This is a genomic window from Streptomyces sp. NPDC101165, from assembly GCF_044768135.1.
GTDB lineage: Bacteria > Actinomycetota > Actinomycetes > Streptomycetales > Streptomycetaceae > Streptomyces.
In genome coordinates this window covers 21,644-38,589 of sequence record NZ_JBIWPG010000019.1, presented here as the reverse complement: position 1 = coordinate 38,589, position 16,946 = coordinate 21,644, and the positions used below count along the sequence as shown (strand labels likewise).

General features: G+C 71.4%; 20 protein-coding genes. All 20 read left to right on the top strand.

Annotated elements, in window-relative coordinates; genetic code table 11:
- The first annotated feature begins 19 nt into the window (after positions 1 to 19).
- The 20 genes from ACIRVH_RS33875 (at position 20) to ACIRVH_RS33780 (ending at position 16,940) form a co-directional block, all read left to right on the top strand.
- Positions 20 to 1,594, top strand: coding sequence for a hypothetical protein (locus ACIRVH_RS33875; protein ID WP_403961354.1), 1,575 nt, complete (start codon positions 20 to 22; stop codon positions 1,592 to 1,594).
- Positions 1,595 to 1,661: 67 nt separating this feature from the next.
- Complete coding sequence (locus tag ACIRVH_RS33870) at positions 1,662 to 1,955, top strand: hypothetical protein (protein WP_403961350.1); 294 nt, start codon at positions 1,662 to 1,664, stop codon at positions 1,953 to 1,955.
- 67 nt (positions 1,956 to 2,022) lie between these two features.
- Complete coding sequence (locus ACIRVH_RS33865) at positions 2,023 to 3,096, top strand: DUF2637 domain-containing protein (RefSeq protein ID WP_403961348.1); 1,074 nt, start codon at positions 2,023 to 2,025, stop codon at positions 3,094 to 3,096.
- A gap of 103 nt (positions 3,097 to 3,199) precedes the next feature.
- Positions 3,200 to 3,718 carry a helix-turn-helix domain-containing protein gene (locus ACIRVH_RS33860; protein WP_403961345.1) on the top strand — a complete coding sequence of 173 codons (519 nt, stop codon included), beginning with the start codon at positions 3,200 to 3,202 and terminating at the stop codon, positions 3,716 to 3,718.
- Positions 3,719 to 3,727: 9 nt separating this feature from the next.
- Positions 3,728 to 4,975 (top strand): PBSX family phage terminase large subunit, encoded by a 1,248-nt coding sequence (locus ACIRVH_RS33855; RefSeq protein WP_403961755.1) that lies wholly within the window; start codon positions 3,728 to 3,730, stop codon positions 4,973 to 4,975.
- Positions 4,972 to 5,133 (top strand): hypothetical protein, encoded by a 162-nt coding sequence (locus ACIRVH_RS33850; RefSeq protein WP_403961342.1) that lies wholly within the window; start codon positions 4,972 to 4,974, stop codon positions 5,131 to 5,133. The genes ACIRVH_RS33855 and ACIRVH_RS33850 overlap by 4 nt, the downstream gene beginning before the upstream one ends.
- A complete protein-coding gene (locus ACIRVH_RS33845; protein ID WP_403961338.1) occupies positions 5,130 to 6,608 on the top strand; it encodes a phage portal protein in 1,479 nt (492 codons plus the stop codon). Before ACIRVH_RS33850 ends, ACIRVH_RS33845 begins: the two co-directional genes overlap by 4 nt.
- A gap of 13 nt (positions 6,609 to 6,621) precedes the next feature.
- The gene (locus ACIRVH_RS33840; RefSeq protein ID WP_403961336.1) at positions 6,622 to 8,577 is read left to right on the top strand and encodes a phage minor capsid protein; all 1,956 of its coding nucleotides are present in this window, start codon (positions 6,622 to 6,624) and stop codon (positions 8,575 to 8,577) included.
- Between the two features lie 13 nt (positions 8,578 to 8,590).
- Positions 8,591 to 8,746 carry an Rmf/CrpP fold protein gene (locus ACIRVH_RS33835; RefSeq protein WP_403961332.1) on the top strand — a complete coding sequence of 52 codons (156 nt, stop codon included), beginning with the start codon at positions 8,591 to 8,593 and terminating at the stop codon, positions 8,744 to 8,746.
- A gap of 90 nt (positions 8,747 to 8,836) precedes the next feature.
- Positions 8,837 to 9,508 carry a hypothetical protein gene (locus ACIRVH_RS33830; RefSeq protein ID WP_403961329.1) on the top strand — a complete coding sequence of 224 codons (672 nt, stop codon included), beginning with the start codon at positions 8,837 to 8,839 and terminating at the stop codon, positions 9,506 to 9,508.
- A gap of 12 nt (positions 9,509 to 9,520) precedes the next feature.
- Complete coding sequence (locus ACIRVH_RS33825; protein ID WP_403961326.1) at positions 9,521 to 10,381, top strand: N4-gp56 family major capsid protein; 861 nt, start codon at positions 9,521 to 9,523, stop codon at positions 10,379 to 10,381.
- Entirely contained in the window at positions 10,378 to 10,527 is a 150-nt protein-coding gene (locus ACIRVH_RS33820; RefSeq protein ID WP_403961322.1) for a hypothetical protein, read from the top strand. Before ACIRVH_RS33825 ends, ACIRVH_RS33820 begins: the two co-directional genes overlap by 4 nt.
- 3 nt (positions 10,528 to 10,530) lie before the next feature.
- Complete coding sequence (locus tag ACIRVH_RS33815) at positions 10,531 to 10,920, top strand: hypothetical protein (RefSeq protein ID WP_403961319.1); 390 nt, start codon at positions 10,531 to 10,533, stop codon at positions 10,918 to 10,920.
- Positions 10,917 to 11,237: a hypothetical protein gene (locus ACIRVH_RS33810; protein ID WP_403961316.1), complete on the top strand. Its 321-nt coding sequence runs from the start codon at positions 10,917 to 10,919 to the stop codon at positions 11,235 to 11,237. The genes ACIRVH_RS33815 and ACIRVH_RS33810 overlap by 4 nt, the downstream gene beginning before the upstream one ends.
- Complete coding sequence (locus tag ACIRVH_RS33805; protein ID WP_403961313.1) at positions 11,234 to 11,587, top strand: hypothetical protein; 354 nt, start codon at positions 11,234 to 11,236, stop codon at positions 11,585 to 11,587. The genes ACIRVH_RS33810 and ACIRVH_RS33805 overlap by 4 nt, the downstream gene beginning before the upstream one ends.
- Positions 11,580 to 12,026, top strand: coding sequence for a minor capsid protein (locus ACIRVH_RS33800; RefSeq protein WP_403961310.1), 447 nt, complete (start codon positions 11,580 to 11,582; stop codon positions 12,024 to 12,026). The genes ACIRVH_RS33805 and ACIRVH_RS33800 overlap by 8 nt, the downstream gene beginning before the upstream one ends.
- On the top strand, positions 12,007 to 12,471 hold the full coding sequence (locus tag ACIRVH_RS33795) for a phage tail tube protein (protein ID WP_403961308.1): 465 nt from the start codon (positions 12,007 to 12,009) through the stop codon (positions 12,469 to 12,471). Before ACIRVH_RS33800 ends, ACIRVH_RS33795 begins: the two co-directional genes overlap by 20 nt.
- Entirely contained in the window at positions 12,468 to 12,947 is a 480-nt protein-coding gene (locus ACIRVH_RS33790) for a hypothetical protein (RefSeq protein ID WP_403961304.1), read from the top strand. The genes ACIRVH_RS33795 and ACIRVH_RS33790 overlap by 4 nt, the downstream gene beginning before the upstream one ends.
- A 258-nt stretch (positions 12,948 to 13,205) precedes the next feature.
- The gene (locus ACIRVH_RS33785; protein ID WP_403961297.1) at positions 13,206 to 15,617 is read left to right on the top strand and encodes a phage tail tape measure protein; all 2,412 of its coding nucleotides are present in this window, start codon (positions 13,206 to 13,208) and stop codon (positions 15,615 to 15,617) included.
- 3 nt (positions 15,618 to 15,620) lie between these two features.
- Entirely contained in the window at positions 15,621 to 16,940 is a 1,320-nt protein-coding gene (locus tag ACIRVH_RS33780) for a phage distal tail protein (protein ID WP_403961294.1), read from the top strand.
- Positions 16,941 to 16,946: the final 6 nt, after the last annotated feature.

Genomic DNA, 16,946 nt, shown 5'->3' with positions numbered 1-16,946 from the left:
AACCACGGGAGCTAACCCCATGGAGCAGGAGACGTTCACCGAGCAGGCCGGCGTCACATACGCAGTGATCGGCAAGGGCAAGCGCGTCCACTACTCGCCGCGCAACGACGACGGCCTGTGTGGTCGAGCCATCACGCGGTACCTCGACGTCGAGGAAGCCGTCGCCCTGTTCGACAAGGGATACGAGCTGTGCGCGCCCTGCCACCGTGCCGCGGAGAAGCGCGCTGAGGCCCGCCGCCTCGCCGACGCGTCCCCCCTCGCCGCCGCCGTCGTCGACCTGGTCGACACCATCGAGCAGGCCGACGCCGAGCCGACCCCAGCCGACGGAACGTGGCGCGGCGAGTGGATCGGCGCGCAGGACGACGCCGAGACCCTATTCCCCATCGAGCGCGACACCGAGCAGGGCGCACTCTTCACCGACCGCGCCACCGTCGAGCCGGCGGTCGTCGAGCAGGGCGTCGTCGAGGGCGTCGTCGTCGAGCACGCCGGCACCGCCGAGGGCAGCACCCCGAGCAACGCCTCGCACCCCGACGTCGCCGCCGCGCGCGTCCCCCTCGCCCGCCTTGCCGCGGCGCCCATGACCGATCACCACGACGTGACCGAGCCGACCGAGAACGAGCGCACCGTGCGCGGGTACCTGCTCGACCCGCGCGGGCAGGGCCGGGTCGCCCTGTACTGGCTCGAAGAGGGCCGCATCGTCCGCCGCGACGAGAAGGGGTACGGGGCGAGCCTCGACTGCCTCGCGTGGACGATGGAGCGCGCCGGCTGGACCGTCGAGAAGCTGCTGCGTTCCTCGCAGTGCGTGTTCGCCCACCGTCCCACCGAGGACGCCGCGCCGGCCGCGGTCGAGCAGGCCGTCGTCGAGGAGCAGGCTCCGGCCGCGTCGGGATTCCTGGTTGACCCGTGGACATGGATCCGGCGACCGGCAAGCAGCCTCGCGCCCGCCGCGGCGCCGGCCGTCGTCGAGCCGGCCGCGCCCGAGTGCTTGCACCGGATCGCCGTCCGCCCCGTCGTATCCGGCGACCCGATCAAGGCGTGCGCCCGCAAGCAGCCCAACCAGGAAGCCGGCGTATTCAACGACGAGGGTTGCGTCGAGGCGTACGACTGCGCCGTGCAGGCCGCGAACCGCGCCGCCGAGTGGAACGTCGAGGAGGAGGCCCCGGCCGGCGACCCGACGTACACATGGGACCTGCTGTGCCCCGACCACCGCGACAACGAGCAGTCGGTCGACGAGTGCGAGGAGTGCAACGCCGAGGAGTCCGCCGAGCAGGCCGCGGCCGACACGGTCGAGCAGGGCGCCGTCGAGGAGCGGCCCCGATGCATCACGCACGGCGCCGCGTGCGACGACGACCCAAAGCGCCGGCACCAGTTCGAGCCGACGGCCGAGCAGGTCGAGGCCGCGCGCGAGGCCAAGCGGCAGGCCAAGGCCAGGACCGCCGCGCGCATCGCCGAACTCGACGACGTCCTCGCCATGATCGAGCAGGCCGAGCGCGTCGACGGAACGTGGCGGGGCGAGTGGATCGCCGCGGCGCCGGCCGACGCCGCCCTGCTCGACCTGCCCGCCGACGCCGAACAGGGCGCGTTGTTCGTCTGACGGACCGGTACCGTTTCGCCCGCCCCGCGCCCTGCGGGGCGGGCCCGTCCTCGAAGGAGCGTCACGCATGAGCAGCGAGCAGCCATCCAACGCCGAGCAGCGCCTCGCCGAGCAGATGCGCGAAGCGCTGCGCGAGTACGACGTGCGGAAAGCCGCGGAGCAGGCCGCCGCCGAGTCGCTCGATCACCGGTTGCTGCGTGCCGCATCGGCCCGCTTGATCTGGAAGGCAGTTGAACCAACCCTGCCGGGCCTGATGGCCGAGGCGAGCGCCGCCGGATGGACACCTGATCGGATCGCCGACGCGTTCGGAGTGACGCCCACGTACGTCTACCGCAAGTTGCGCGAGGACCGCGCCGAATAGCAGCAGGCCCGACCGGTGACTGCACATCACCGACCGGGCCCTAACCACCACGGGAGCTAACCCCGCCATGGCTACGCATCACCCTACCTACGCCCGACCGGCGGCGAGCAGCCCCTCGCGCGGGCCCATCGCCGCCGCCGTCCTCGCCACGGCCGCGTTCGCGTTCCTCGCGTTCCGCCTGTCGTTCGAGGCCCTTACCGCCCTCGCCGCCGAGCACGGCGTCGACCCCGACGTCGGGTGGATGTTCGCCGTACTGGTCGACGGGGGCGCCGTCGTGGGCACCGTGGGAGTGGTCGCCGCCAAGCGCACCGGCCGCCCCGTCGCCGCCTACTGGGCAACCGTCGCCGCGTTCGCCGCCGTGTCCCTCGCGTTCAACGTCGCGCACTCCGATGGAACGCTGCTCGGCGTCGCTATCGCCGTCGTCCCACCCGTGGCGCAGTTGGTCGCCACCGAGCTACTTGTGCGAATGCTGCCCGCCGGCGACACTGCCGCCGCCGTCGACGTCGCTCCGTCGGTCGCGCAGGCCGACGCCGCCGCCCGTCGCGCGCAGCAGGCCGCCGACGCCGCCCGGACCGTCGCCGCCACCGCGCAGGCCACCCTCGACACCGTCGCCGCGACCGTCGCCGAGGCCGCCCTGGCCGCCCGGGCCGACACCCGCGACGCCGTCGCCGACGCCGTCGAGCGGACCGTCGAGGCAGCCGGCGCCGCCACCGACGCCGCCGCCCGTGCGGAGCAGGCCGCCGCGACCGTCACCGCCGCCGCCGCGCCGCCCCTCGCCCTGGTCGATCTCGCCGCGGCCGTCGCCGCCGTTGCCGGCCCGCCCGTCCTCGACGACGTCCTCGACGACGCCCCGGCGCCGCTCCCCCTCGCCGCCACGTTCGCCGCACCGCCGTTCCCGACCGTCAGGCCGGTCGACGACGACGCCCCGACCGACGCCCCGGCGCCGACCGGAACCGACACCTTCGCCGTGCCGGCCGACGCCGTCGCCGCGTACCGGCGCCTGCGGAAGTCGACCGGCGCGCGACCGACGGCCGCCGCCCTCGGTACGGCCCTCGGCGTCAAGCGCACCCGCGGGGGCGAGCTGCGCCGGTTGGTCGAGCAGTCCCTCGGCGTTCCCGTTGCCGCCGTTATCAATCCGTGATCTAATGGGGGGCGTCCCCGGCGTGCCCGGAAACACCCCCTCTACTTCGCCCCTTTGCCATCCCCCCGGCAACGGGGCGTCGCCATGTCCGGGAGGTGAAGCCGTGCGAGAGCCGATCACCGACCAGGACCGCGACGACGTGCGCCGGCTGCACGCCGAGGGCAAGAGCCGCAACGAGATTGCCCGGACCATCGGGCGCAGCGGCTCGACCGTGTCCAAGATCGCCGGATCGTTCGACCCCCCGCTGAGTTTCGCCCGTGGCCCCGAAGTGGTCGCCGCGACCGATGCCCGCCGTATCGACCTCGCCGCCCGCCGCGCGCAGTTCGCCGAGTCCCTGCACGAATCCGCCGAGCGGCTGCACGCGCAGCTCTTTGCGCCCTGCACCGTGGGCGCGTTCGGAGGCAAAGACAACGAGTGGTCGCAGGTCGACCTCGACCGGCCGCAGTTCGCCGACCAACGGCAGATCCTCGCCGGCGTGTCTATCGCCGTCGACAAGTCCCTGAAACTCGCCCCCGCCGAGGGAGGCCAGGGCGCCGACGAGGTCCGTTCGATGCTGGGCACCCTCGGCGAAGTGCTCGCCGACGCGTTCGCCGACGACGAGGGGGCCGACGACGAGGGGTGAGCCGTGCGCCTGCCCGCCGGCGTCGACCTGCCCCTGTCGCGTAAGCAGCTCCGTTCGATCGGCCGCGCCCGGGCCCGTATCAACCTGTGGCACGGCAGCGTCAGGTCGGGCAAGACCGTTGCATCCCTGCTCGCGTTCGTTATCGCCGTCGCCGCGGCCGGCCCGTCGGGACTCATCCTGATCTGTGGCAGGTCGTTGCAGACCATCGAACGCAACGTGTTCGAGCCCCTGCAAGACGCGTCCCTGTTCGGCCCCCTGTCCAAGCACATCCACCACACCCGGGGCGCCACAACGGCCGTCATCCTCGGCAGGACCGTGCACCTTATCGGCGCATCCGACGTCCGCGCCGAGGGCCGCCTGCGAGGACTCACGGCCCAACTCGCCTACCTCGACGAGGCGACGCTCGTTCCCGAATCGTTCTGGACGCAGCTACTCGCCCGACTCAGCACCCCCGGCGCGCGCCTGCTCGCCACCACGAACCCCGACTCGCCCCGCCACTGGTTGAAGGTCGGATACCTCGACCGGACGCACGAACTCAACCTGCGTCACTGGCACTTCAAGCTCGCCGACAACCCGAGTCTTACCCGTCAGTACGTCGCCGACCTCACCACCGAATACGTTGGTCTGTGGCGCCGCCGCATGATCGACGGGGCATGGGTCGTCGCCGAAGGCGCCGTATTCGACATGTGGGACGAGCAGCAGCACGTCGTCGACACCCTGCCGCCGATGCTCCGGTACTGGATGGCCGCGGACTACGGGACCACGAACCCGTTCGCCGCCCTGGTACTCGGACTCGGCGCCGACGACCGGCTGTACGTCGTGTCGGAGTGGCGCCACGACAGCAAGACCGCTCACCGGCAGATGACCGACGCGCAGTACAGCGAGGCCGTCCGCGCGTGGCTCGACCGACAGAGCGTCGAACCCGAGTGGACGTTCATTGACCCGTCGGCCGCCTCTTTCCAGACGCAGCTATGGGCCGACGGGCACCCCGGCGTCACCCGGGCCGACAACGAGGTGAAGGCCGGTATCCGGTCCGTGTCGTCCGCCCTCGCCGCCGGCCTGCTCCGCGTGCACGAATCGTGTACCGGCCTGCTCGACGAGATCCCCGGTTACTCATGGGATCCGGCCGCGTCCGCGAAGGGCGAAGACAAGCCGATCAAGACCGCCGACCACAGCGTCGACGCCCTGCGCTACGTGCTGCACAGCACCGCGCACGAGTGGCGCCACCTGATCACCGCGAGGGAGGCCGCCGCATGATCACCCTGCCCGTGCACCTGCGCGTCGGAAGCACCGCCGCCGAAATCGGCACCGTCACCGTGGACGCCCCCGCCGGCATCCCCGCGGCCGTCGCCGAGCTGCTGCGCACCGCCGCCAACCACCTCGACCAGGTCGACGGAGAGGGGGCGCCGACATGAGCCTGCCCGACAACGGCACCATGTGGCCGCCGCGGAGCATCGCGCCCCTGTACGCCGACATCAAGGTCGACGACGCGTGGTACTCCGGCGACGCCGACCGCCTCGCCAAGGTCTACCGGTACGCACCGCAGGCACGGAAGGACGGCCGGCGCCGCTTGTGGGGGCGCCACCGTCAGCCGGGCAAGCGCGAGGAACGGCTGCACATCCCGCTCGCCGGCGAGATCGCGCAGACGTCCGCCGACCTGCTTTTCGCCGACACCCCCGTAATCACCGTGGCGGACGCCTCGACGCAGGACCGCCTCGACGAGCTGCTCGACGAGGGGGGCGTGCCCGAGCTGCTGCTGACGGCCGCCGAGACGGCCGCGGCCCTGTCCGGCGTGTTCCTGCGCGTGACGTGGGACCGGGCCGCCGCCCCCGACCGCCCGCTGCTCACCGTCGTGCACCCCGACCAGGCCGTACCCGAGTGGACGTTCGGGATCATGACCGCCGTCACCTTCTGGCGGGCCCTGCCCGGCACGGGGTCGGCCGTATGGCGCCACCTCGAACGGCACGAACGGGGCCGCATCCTTCACGGCCTGTACGAGGGGACCGACGACCAGCTCGGCAGGCGCGTTCCGCTCACCGAGCACGCCGAAACGGCCGGCCTCGCCGCGTCCCTCGGCACCGAGGGCGACGCCATCGAGACCGGCGTGCCCATGCTCACGGCCGTATACGTGCCGAACATCGGACCCAACAGGAAGCACCGCGGCGCCCCGTGGGGCCGCAGTGACTTGCAGGGTGTGCACGACCTGCTCGACGCCCTCGACGAGACATGGTCATCGTGGCTACGCGACATCCGCCTCGCCCGGGCACGGTTGATCGTTCCCGACGGGTACCTGCGCAACAACGGCCCCGGCAAGGGAGCGTCATTCGACGACGACCGGGAAGTCTGGCAGGCCCTCGCCATCCCGCCCACCGAGCAGGGCGCCGGCATCACGTTGAGTCAGTTCGAAATCCGCGTCGAAGAGCACCGCACGACTTCCGAGTCGATCGTGCGGCAGGCCACGACCGCGGCCGGCTACTCCCCATCTTCCGTCGGCCTCGACGGAGACGGAGCCGCCGTCACCGCAACGGAAATCGCCGCCCGCGACCATCGTTCGATGGTGACCCGGGGCAAAAAGGCGAGGTATTGGCGACGCGCGATTGCCGAGATTCTGCGCGTCCTGCTCGCCATCGACCGGGCGCAGTTCGGCACGAAGAACGCCGACGAGCGCCCCACGGTCGACATAGGCGACGGAGTCGCCGAGGACCCGGGAAGCACCGCGCAAACCCTGTCCCTGCTCGCACAGGCGCAGGCCGTTTCCACCGATACGAAGGTGCGCGTCCTGCACCCGGATTGGGACGACACGGCCGTCGCCGAGGAAGTCGCCCGGATCCATGAGGAGACCGGGCAGGCCGCGCCCGACCCCGTCGGATCCTTCCCGCTCGCCGCGTGATCGGGGGTGCACGATGCCCGTGTCTCCCGATCAGGTCGAGTACCTCGCCGCGACGACGGCCGACCTGTACGCCGACGTCGAGCGGCGCCTGCTCGAACTGTGCGCGCGACAGCTCGCCATCGGGCAGGAGGCGCCCGGGTGGGCCGTCGCCAAGCTCGCCGCCGTCGCCCCCCTGCGCCGCGCGGCCGACATGCTGCTCGACACCCTCGCCCGGGGCGTCGACGAGCAGGTACGGCACGTCGTCGCCGAGGCGTACGACAGCGGCCGGCACTCCGCTCTTGCCGAACTCGGCGTACTGGGAGACGACGACCGCCGCACGGTCGCCGAGCGCACCCCGCAGGCGCAGGCCGTCGACCGCCTCGCCGCCGAGACCATCGAGACCGTGACCGCGACGCACCGGGGGATTCTCCGCGGCGTCGAGGACGGGTACCGGCAGGTCGTCGCGGAAGCCACCGCGGCGCCCCTGCTCGGCACCGACACCCGCCGGCAGGCCACACAGCAGGCCATGACCCGGTTTGCCGACCGGGGCGTGTCTGGCTTCCGCGACCGCGCCGGCCGCCGTTGGCAACTCACGTCGTACGCCGAGATGGCCGTACGGACGTCCGTAGGCCGCGCCGCGGTCGAGGCGCACATGACGACGCTTGCCGCGGCCGGCGTCGACCTGGTCGTCGTCAGCAGCTCGCCGCGCGAGTGCCCGCTCTGCCGCCCGTGGGAACGAAAGGTGTTGTCCATCGGGGGCCCGTCCGGCGCCCGTACGGTCGACGTCGAGCACGCCGTCGAGGACGGCCGCATGGTCCGCGTCGACGTCGCCGGATCCCTCGACGAAGCCAGGGCCGCAGGGCTGCAACACCCCAATTGCCGCCACAGCGTGAGCAGTTACACCCCCGGAATCACCCGCACCGAGGACGCCGAATCGGACCCCGCCGGATACGAGGCAGGGCAGAGGCAACGCGCCATCGAGCGGAACATACGCAAGCACAAGAACCGGGCTGCCGCGGCGACGACGCCCGAGGGCAAGCGCGCGGCCGAGGCCAAGGTGCGGCAGTGGCAAGGCGCCATGCGCTTGCACCTCGCCGCACACCCGGACCTGCGCCGCCTGCGCCACCGCGAACAGCCCGGCGCCTCGAACCTGCCCACCACCTACACCCGGCCGGCGGACGACGCCATGCAGGCCGCCCGCGTGCGCGCCGGCGACGACGCCACCCTGCGCGAGATGAGCGACGAGCAGCTCGCCCTCGCCACCCGCCCCGGAGTCCTCGACGAGCGAAGCCTCGCCCGCATCGAGGCCGAGGCAGACCGCCGGGACGTCGCCGACCTGCGCGCCGCAGTGTTCCCCGAGGGGCGCCTGCTCGCCGATCTCTCCGGCACGGGCGACGAGGTTCTCGCATGGGCGCAGCAGCACGCCACCGACGACGAGCTGCTGCGCATCGCCGATGAACTCGATCGCCGGTACCCGGGGCCAATCCCCGAATACCCCCTGCCGATGGGGGACGACGTCGACGACGTCCTCGCCGCGTCGGCCGCCCTCGACGACGCCCTCGCACCGGGGGCGCCGCCGGCCGAGTGGCAGCAGTACGCGGACGTTGCCGACGATGCCCTGCCCCCCGCGGCCCGCCACCTCGCCGACGACCACCCGGCCGACGAGCCCGTGCACAAGGTCACCCGGCGCGAGGCCCGCGAAATGTACTGGGATTGGGCCATGCAGCAGTATCAGGCCGCCGAGGACGCGACGAACGGGTACCTACTCAACCGCCGCGGTAAGGCCGCCGGCGTCGACCCGGGAAGCCTGTTCACCGGCCCGGCGCGCATCGCGTACGCCTACGCGTCCGACGAGCTGAAAGCGTTCTGGCGGAAGCACGAACGTAAGACGCAGCAGCAGTTCGTCGCCGAGGTCACAGGCCAGAATATGAGCGATGTTCGAGCAGCCCAACAGGCCATGTGGGACGCTCGAAACAAGCAGGACGGATGATCGAGGGGGCGTCATGGGAAGCCGCGCAGAACTCACTCGCGCACTGCTCGCCGGCCGCACCGCGGCCCGCGCCGAGCAGCCCATGACCGCCTGTCCCCACCCGCCGCGCACGCTGCTGCGGACCGCATGGCTACGCGGATACGGGCAGGCCGCCGCGCCCGCCGAGTAAGCCACACAGATACCCCGCACGACCCCCAAGGGCCCGTCGACCGGCGGGCCCTTTCGCATGTCTCACACGGTCACGGAGGGCCGATCACCCATGCCCGAAAGCCAGACCCCCGCCGCCCCGGCCGCACCGTCCACCGACCCGGCCGCACCGGTCACCCCCGCGGCGCCGCCCGGGGCTCCCGTCGTGCCGGCGACTCCAGCGGCCCCCGCGGCGCCGGCCGTCGACCCCGCCGTCGAGCAGCGCGCGACCGCCGCCGAGCAGGCCGCCGAGCAGGCCCGGACCGAGCGCGACGAGCTGCTCGCCGGCCTGCGCCGAGTCCTCGACCCGTCCGGCGCCGCGGCCGAGACCGACCCGGCGCAGCTCGCCGCGCAGGCCACCACCGAGCGCGACGCCGCCCTCGCCGAGGCCCGCACGCTGCGCGTGGAACTGGCCGCGCACCAGGCCGCGCACGGCGCCGGCGCAGATCCGGCCCGCCTGCTCGACTCCCGCACCGTCGAGAAGCAGCTCGCCGACCTCGACCCGACCGACGCAAAGTTCGGAGAGAAGCTCACCGCCGTAATCACGGGCGCGGTCGAGGCAAACCCCCACCTGCGCGCCGAGGGCGCCCCGGCCGGCCCGCCCGCGGGTGGCGCCGACTTCACCCCGGGCACGACCGAAGCCCCCACCGCCGCACAGTTCGCCGCCATGTCCTACGGCGACCGCGTCGCACTCCACCAGTCCGACCCCGACCTGTACGCGCGGCTCTCCGCCGCATCCGAGTAAGGAGGGCACGCAATGCCCGCTGGAAAGACCACGTCCGCACAGATGATCGTGCCCGATGTCTGGGCCGACATGGTGCAGGCGAAGTTCAAGGGCGCCATGATCCTGGGCACCCTCGCCACCGAAGACAACACCCTCGAAGGGAAGCCGGGCGACTCCGTCAGCTTCCCGAAGTGGACCGCGCTGGGCGAGGCGGAAGACCTGACCGAGGGCACGCCCATGACCCCGGAGCAGCTCGGCACTGACCCGGGCAACTCCGCCACGATCAAGGAAGCCGGTAAGGCCGTCGAGCTGACGGACAAGAGCCGGCTTGTGGCGTTCGGCGACCCGTACGCGGAGACGCAGCGGCAGCTCGGCGTACTCATCGCGCGGAAGATCGACACCGACCTGCGCCTCGCCGCCGAGGCCGCCGGCGTGATCACCGTGGACGCCTCGACCAAGGCCCTTTCCTGGGACGTCGTCGTATCCGGCATCGAGCGGTTCGGGGACGAGTGGGACCCGGAGAACATGGCCGGCCTGGTCATCCACTCCACGCAGCGCGCCGCCCTGCTCCGTGACCCCAACTTCATCAGCGCGGACAAGCTCGGCGCCGGCGCGGCCGTCATCCCGAGAGGCGTGATTGGCCAGGTGGGAGGCGTGAACATCCTGGTTTCGAACCGACTCACCACGGCCGGCACCGGGGCTGACACCACGTACAACGCGCTGCTTCTGCGCCGCGGCTCCCTGGGCCTGCTCTACAAGCGGCGCCCCATCGTCGAGACGGACCGCGACATTCTCGCGCGCACCACGGTCGTCACGACAAACGTGCACTACGCCACGCACCGGCTCGACGACGAGGGCGTCGTCGTGCTGAAGACCAAGGGGGCCGCCGCATGATCCTGCGCCGGTATCACCGGGCGCCGGACGACGTCGAGGAGTCCGACCAGGCCGCCAACGAGCAGCCCACCAACGCCCCGCCCGCGACCAAGCCGGCGGGGCGTTCTGCTGCCCCGAGCAAGGCCAAGAAGACCGACGGGGGGTGAGCCATGGGCCGCGTCTATGCGACCCCCGAGCAGCTCGCCGTCTACACCGGCACCCCGGCACCCGAGGGTGTCGACCGGCTGCTCGCCCGCGCGTCCGAGGACGTCGACGCCGCCCTGCTCACCGCCGTTTACGACGTCGACGACGACGGAGACCCCACCGACCCGGCCGTCGTCGCCGCACTGGCCGCGGCCGTCTGCGCGCAGGTCGAGTACCAGCTCGCCACGGGCGACGACGGTACGGGCGCGGCCGGCGCGTGGGATTCCGTGAGCATCGGCCCCGTGTCCCTGTCCGGGCGCACGGCGGGCCCGCCCGCCGCGTCCGGCGTCGACCTTGCCCCCCGTGCACACCGCGCCCTACGCGCGGCCGGCCTGCTCCCGGGGGTGATCTGGTGAAGGTCCCCGCCGGCCTGTTGCGCCACCGCGTGACCATCGAGCCGTACCGGGGTGACTCGGCGTACGGCCCGATCTACGACCCGCCCGTCGCCGACGTCCGCGCCCTGGTCGCTCACACCGTCAAGCAGGTACGGCGCGCGAGCGACGGCCGCGAAGTCGTCAGCACGGCACAGGTGATCACCCTGCCCGGCCTCGACTGCCCGCCCGGATCCCGGTTGACCCTGCCCAACGGCCGCGTGACGACCGCGATATCGACCGCCGACCACACCGCCCCGGGCCTGCCCGTGCCGGCCTGTACGGAGGTGATGACGGAGTGACCGCCCGCGCCCGCCTCACATGGAACGGCGACGCCGCCCTGCGCGGCACCCGGGCCGGGACCGTACGCGGCCTGCGCCTCGCCGCCGAGCACGTCCTCGAAGTCTCCCGCCGCCGCGTGCCGATCGAAGAGGCAACGCTCGAACGGTCCGGCGTCGCGTCGGTCGACGAGGAGGCCCTGACCGCCGGCGTTTCGTACGACACGAAGTACGCGACCAGGCAGCACGAAGACCTCACTCTCGACCACGACGACGGCCGGACCGCGAAGTTCCTTGAAGGGCCGTTGGCGGAGGAGCAGGGCACCGTCGAGGAGATCATCGCCGCGCAGGTACGGCGGTCCCTCCGTGGCTGACCTGCTCGACGGGATCGCCCGACACCTCGCCGTCGCCGGTCTGGTCACCTACGACCCGACCGGGCGCACCGGCGACACGTTCGTCGAGGCCATGCCCCCGACTCCCGACCGCGCCGTGTCCCTCGCCCTGTACGACGCCGGGGCCCCGGACTCCCGGGACGACGTCGAGCAGCGGCGCCTACAGGTGCGCGTGCGAGGCACCGCCGACCCCCGCGTATCCCGTGCCCGATGCGAGGCCCTGTACCGGGCCCTGCACGGCCTTACGGGCGTCGAGTTGCCCGACGGGACGTGGCTCATCCTCGCCGCCGCACGCGGCACCCCCGCCCCCATGGGCACCGACAGCAACGGCCGACACGAGCACGTCGTAAACCTCGACCTCGACGTCGCCGGCCCCACCACAGACACAGGAGGTACCGCCCATGGCCGGACGGCCGATTGACGCGCGAGGCTGGATATTCCAGGTCCAGGACATCGACGCCGAGCCCGCTACGTGGCTCCCCATCAGCGGAATCACCACGTTCACGCACTCCCCGGGGGAGAACGAGGAGACCGTCGACACCACGGCTTTCGACTCCGACGGGCAGTACGAACAGGACGTGATGCAGCGCGGCGCCTCGCTGGAGATCGAGGGTCAGTACCGCATCGACAAGACCACCAAGGCGCAGGATCCCGGGCAGGCGTACGTCGACCACGTGTGGGCCGAGCGTCTCGGCATCGACTCCCGGAACCTGGTCCGGTGGCGCCACAACACACAGACCAAGTGGGTTGTCTGGGATGCCACGGTGACCCCGGGCGAGCAGGGCGGAGGCACCAACGACAAGACCAGTTGGAGCGCCACCGTCACGAAGTGCGGCGCCGCGACCACGGCGGACGTGACGCCGTGACCGACCTCGACCTCGACGTCGTCGACCAGGACGACGAGCAGCTCGACCACGGCGCCGGGCCGGCGGACTTTGACGCGTTCTTCGCCGAGGAGTCCACCACCCGCCCGCGCGAGCAGCTCACCCTCTACGGCACCACGTACACCCTGCCCGGGTCGCTCCCCCTGCTTTTCACGCTCCAGATGGAGCGCGTACAGGACTCCAGCGACCCCGACGACGTCCGCAAGATGCTTGCCACCCTGTACGGGGGCGACGTCCTCGACACATGGGCCGAGCACGGCATGACCGACCGGCAGCTCGGCGTCGTGCTCATGTACTCCGCCGCGAACATCCGCAAGCCGGGCAGCGTCACCATGGCGCGCGCGGCCGAGCTGTACGCCGAGCAGGACGCGGGAAAAGCCGAGGCCCCGGCGAACCGGGCGCAGCGCCGGGCGAAGCCGAAGACGAAGAAGCGGGCGCGTTCTGGCGCGCGATCCTGACCCATTGGGCCGCCGTCGAGTCCGACCTCGCCCGCGAGTACGGCACCGGTCCGCGTGACCTCGCCGCCATGTCCACCCGCAGGTTCCTGGTCCTGGTGACCGGCCTGCCGGGCGAGTCCCGTTTCGCGCGCGCATGGTCGCGTACCCCCCGGACCGTATCGGACCCGGCGGAAATCGCAGCAATCACCGGCATCCCCGCCGGCTGACACCCGCACGACCGGCGACCGCGCCGGATGACCCCCGATGGGAGGTGATCCGGTGGCGCTCACCGTGGGCGAGCTGCTCGCCACCATCACCGTCGACGACGCCCCGGCACAGGCGGGCATGTCCCGCGCCGAATCCGGGATGCGCGCGACCGGCGACAACATGGTCGCCGACGCCGACCGAGCCGGACGAGAAGCCGGGGCCGCCCTCGGCGAGGGCATGGCCGACGGAGCCGCAGCAGGCGGCGACCAGGCCGCCGACGGGGCCAGTGGCGCCCTGTCCGCGTTCGGATGGGCCGCCGTCGGGGCAGGCATCGGCGCCGCCGTCATGGCTGGTGTCGGTCAGGCCATGGCGGAGGAGAAGGGAAACGACCTACTCGCCGCGCAGCTCGGCGCCAACCCCGCGCAGGCAAAGCAGCTCGGTAAAGCGGCCGGCTCCCTTTACAGCAAGGGATACACGGACAGTGTCGAGGAAGCTAACGAGGCCCTAAAGGGGTTGTGGCAGCAGGGTCTCGTACCTGCTGACGCAACGTCGAGCGAGCTGGAAAAGATCGGCGGACGCCTTTCCCAGGTTGCACAGATCATGGGCGAGGATGTCGGCCCGACGTCGGCCGCCGTCGGGCAAATGCTCAAGACGGGAATGGCGAAGAACGCCGAGGAAGCGTTCGACATTCTCGTTAAGGGCACGCAGAACGGTGCGAATAAAGCCGAGGATCTGCTCGACACTTTCAATGAGTACGGAACGCAGTTCCGGGACATGGGGGTGTCCGGGCAACAGGCGATGGGCCTTATACAGCAGGGCCTTTCCGCCGGTGCCCGCGACGCCGATATCGTCGCGGACGCGTTCAAAGAGCTGAACATCCGTATCAAGTCCGGCGAAGCTGCGGACGCCCTAAAGTCTATCGGTCTGAACGCCGACCAAATGGCCGCCGCTTTCACCAAGGGTGGGCCGACCGCTAACGCAGCGCTCGACACCCTCATGGACCGACTGAGGGGCGTCAAGGATCCGGCCGAACGGTCGCGCCTCGCCGTTGCGCTGCTCGGTACGCAGTCGGAAGACCTCGCCGGCGCGTTGTTCGCGCTCGACCCGTCGACGGCCGTAAAGGCTCTCGGCGACGTCGAGGGCGCCGCCGCGAAGGCGGGTAACACCATGCGCGACAACGCAGCAACGCGCATGACGGAGTTCACGCGGACTCTGGAGCACGGGGCCGTTGCCGTCATTGGCGGAGTGGTCATACCGGCACTCACCACCCTTGGCGGGTTTCTGGTCGACGTGGGCGGAGCGTTCGCCGCCGCCGGCGCGTTCGTCTCGCAGCACTCCACCGCGTTCATGGTTGCCGCCGGCCTGATTACGGCGTTCTTCCTGCCGACCCTGGTAGCCCTCGCCATACAGGCAGGGTTGACCACAACGGCCGTCGTCACCGGGTGGGTTGCGCAAGGCGTAGCCGGGGCCCGGGCCGTCGTCTCGTTCGTCGCCGCGAACGCAACGATCCTTGCCGGCTGGATCGCACAGGGCGCCGGGGCCGCGGCTGCTGCCGTACGCGTCGTCGCCGCGTGGGTCCTCATGGGCGCACAGTCCATGATTCAGGCCGCACGCATGGCCGCCGCGTGGCTGATCGCCATGGGCCCCGTCGGTCTGATCATCGCCGCCGTCGTCGCCCTGGTCGCGCTGGTCGTCGCCAACTGGGACACCATCGTTTCCGCGACGAAAACGGCGTGGGATTGGGTCTGGAACAAGATTAAGGAAATTGGTCAGTTCCTGCTCGACCTGTTCCTGAATTTCACGCTTGTTGGAATCATAATCAAGCATTGGGATTCGATTCGTACGGGAACGGTGCGCGTCTGGAACGCCATCGTGGATTGGGTCAAGGGCCTGCCGCAGAAGCTCATCAACTTCTTTTTGACCTGGACCCTTCCGGGCCTGATCATCAAGCATTGGCAGAGCATCAAGGACGGCAGCGTTCGCAAGGCCACCGAACTTGTCAATTGGGTGCGAGGACTGCCGGGCCGCATAGCGTCCGGAATCGGCAGTCTCGGACGCCTGCTGTACGACAAGGGAACTGACGTTGTACGCGGTCTGTGGAACGGCATCAAGTCCATGGGATCGTGGCTAAAGTCGACGCTCATTTCGTGGGCAAAGGATCTGATTCCGGGGCCGATCGCAAAGGCACTCGGAATTCATAGCCCTTCCCGGGTCATGGCAAAGAAGGTCGGCCGGTGGATTCCCGCCGGTGTCGTCGCCGGTATCCGCGCCAATTCGGCCGTACTCGACCGCACCATGTCGAACCTGGTTACGCCCCCGCCCGTGCCCGCCCTCGCAGGTACAACCCCGGGCATGGGGGGCGGAACGTACGCGTTCGGTCAGAGCAGCGTGCCGGCCGTGCACATCGAGCACTGGCACGGCGGCGAGCAGACCCCCGAAGAGAACGCGCACGCCCTCGCGTGGCGCATGAAGGCGAGGGGGTGAACGGTGGCCATTGGCGACCAGGTGAACACGTCCGGGCACGCGCAGCTCGGCGAGCTGCTGCTCGGACGCGGCACCCCCTACCGGTGGCGCTCCCTGTCCGGATGGGAAGACCTTCCCGCCCTCGACTCCGGGAGCGTCAACCGGTCCGACGCCCACGGCGCCATCCTGGGCCGGCTGCTCGCACAGCCGCGCGTCGTCACCCTCGACGGGATCCAGATACGGGCCCGCCGGGGGGAAATCGGCGCCGTCGTGCAGCAGCTCGGCGCCGCAACCACCATCACCGAGAACGAGCAGCCGTTCGTCGTGCAGCTCGACGAGCGCGGGCCCCTGCTCGCATGGGTCCGGGTGACCGCCCGGGCCGTCCCCGTCGAGCGTGGGTACACCCTCGGCAGCATCACCGGCGCGGCCGTGCAGCTCACCGCGAGCGACCCGCGCCGGTACGAGCTGCTCGAACGCACCGCACGGGCCGGCCTGCCCACGGACGAACCGGGCCTCGATTGGAACGCCGACCCCTCGCAGCAGGTGTTCCCCACCGACCAGGCCGCCGGGCGTGCGTCGAGCGCGTCGTCGTTCTGGGCCCTGTCCGGCCTCACGACGGGCAACAGCGGGGGCGCGCTCACCGTCACCGTTACCGCCGCGCAGGCCCGCCTCGCGTGGACGGCCGGACCGGACATCTTCGAAGGGTTCCCCGTCGAGCCGGCGCAGTCCGTGACGTTCCTCGCCGACGCCCCGCCGCGCGGAACAACCCTGCTGCTGCATTGGCTTGACGACGCCGGCGCCTACGTCTCCGCGACGAGCGGCGCGTACGGACGCGTCACCGGGACCGCCCCGGCCGGCGCGTCCGTCGTCCGCCCGATCATGCAGTGGGCGACCGTTCCCTCGCCCGCCACGGCCACCGTCGGCCCGTCGCGGCTGCTCATTCCGGGACTCGGCGCCGAGGGTCTGCGCGACCCGTACGACTTCGGACCGCCGGGCAGCACGGGCACGCTCACCGCCCACAACGACGGGAACGCCCCCGCGCACCCCGTCGTCGAGTTCCGGGGCCCCGTGTCCATGCCGAGCCTTACGAACCTCGCCACGGGCGACGTCCTCGAATACGACCTTGACCTCGCCGCCGGCGACGTCCTGGTCGTGGACACCGGCGAGGGCACGGTGACGCTCAACGGCACCGCAAGCCGCCTCTACACAGCCACCGCGCAGAGCGTCCCCGAGCAGTCGTTCGCGCTCTGGCCCGGCACCGCCGATCTTGCATTCCGGGCCGCGCCCGACTCATCCGACCCCGCCGCATCCGTCGCCGTCCGGTGGCGTTCGGCTCACTGGTAAGGAGGC

What these genes read in the sequence shown, in the direction of transcription:
- ACIRVH_RS33875 (WP_403961354.1), top strand. Translation starts at nt 20, where the DNA reads ATGGAGCAGGAGACGTTCACCGAGCAGGCCGGCGTCACATACGCAGTG.
- ACIRVH_RS33870 (WP_403961350.1), top strand. Translation starts at nt 1,662, where the DNA reads ATGAGCAGCGAGCAGCCATCCAACGCCGAGCAGCGCCTCGCCGAGCAG.
- ACIRVH_RS33865 (WP_403961348.1), top strand. Translation starts at nt 2,023, where the DNA reads ATGGCTACGCATCACCCTACCTACGCCCGACCGGCGGCGAGCAGCCCC.
- ACIRVH_RS33850 (WP_403961342.1), top strand. Translation starts at nt 4,972, where the DNA reads ATGATCACCCTGCCCGTGCACCTGCGCGTCGGAAGCACCGCCGCCGAA.
- ACIRVH_RS33845 (WP_403961338.1), top strand. Translation starts at nt 5,130, where the DNA reads ATGAGCCTGCCCGACAACGGCACCATGTGGCCGCCGCGGAGCATCGCG.
- ACIRVH_RS33840 (WP_403961336.1), top strand. Translation starts at nt 6,622, where the DNA reads ATGCCCGTGTCTCCCGATCAGGTCGAGTACCTCGCCGCGACGACGGCC.
- ACIRVH_RS33835 (WP_403961332.1), top strand. Translation starts at nt 8,591, where the DNA reads ATGGGAAGCCGCGCAGAACTCACTCGCGCACTGCTCGCCGGCCGCACC.
- ACIRVH_RS33830 (WP_403961329.1), top strand. Translation starts at nt 8,837, where the DNA reads ATGCCCGAAAGCCAGACCCCCGCCGCCCCGGCCGCACCGTCCACCGAC.
- ACIRVH_RS33825 (WP_403961326.1), top strand. Translation starts at nt 9,521, where the DNA reads ATGCCCGCTGGAAAGACCACGTCCGCACAGATGATCGTGCCCGATGTC.
- ACIRVH_RS33820 (WP_403961322.1), top strand. Translation starts at nt 10,378, where the DNA reads ATGATCCTGCGCCGGTATCACCGGGCGCCGGACGACGTCGAGGAGTCC.
- ACIRVH_RS33815 (WP_403961319.1), top strand. Translation starts at nt 10,531, where the DNA reads ATGGGCCGCGTCTATGCGACCCCCGAGCAGCTCGCCGTCTACACCGGC.
- ACIRVH_RS33795 (WP_403961308.1), top strand. Translation starts at nt 12,007, where the DNA reads ATGGCCGGACGGCCGATTGACGCGCGAGGCTGGATATTCCAGGTCCAG.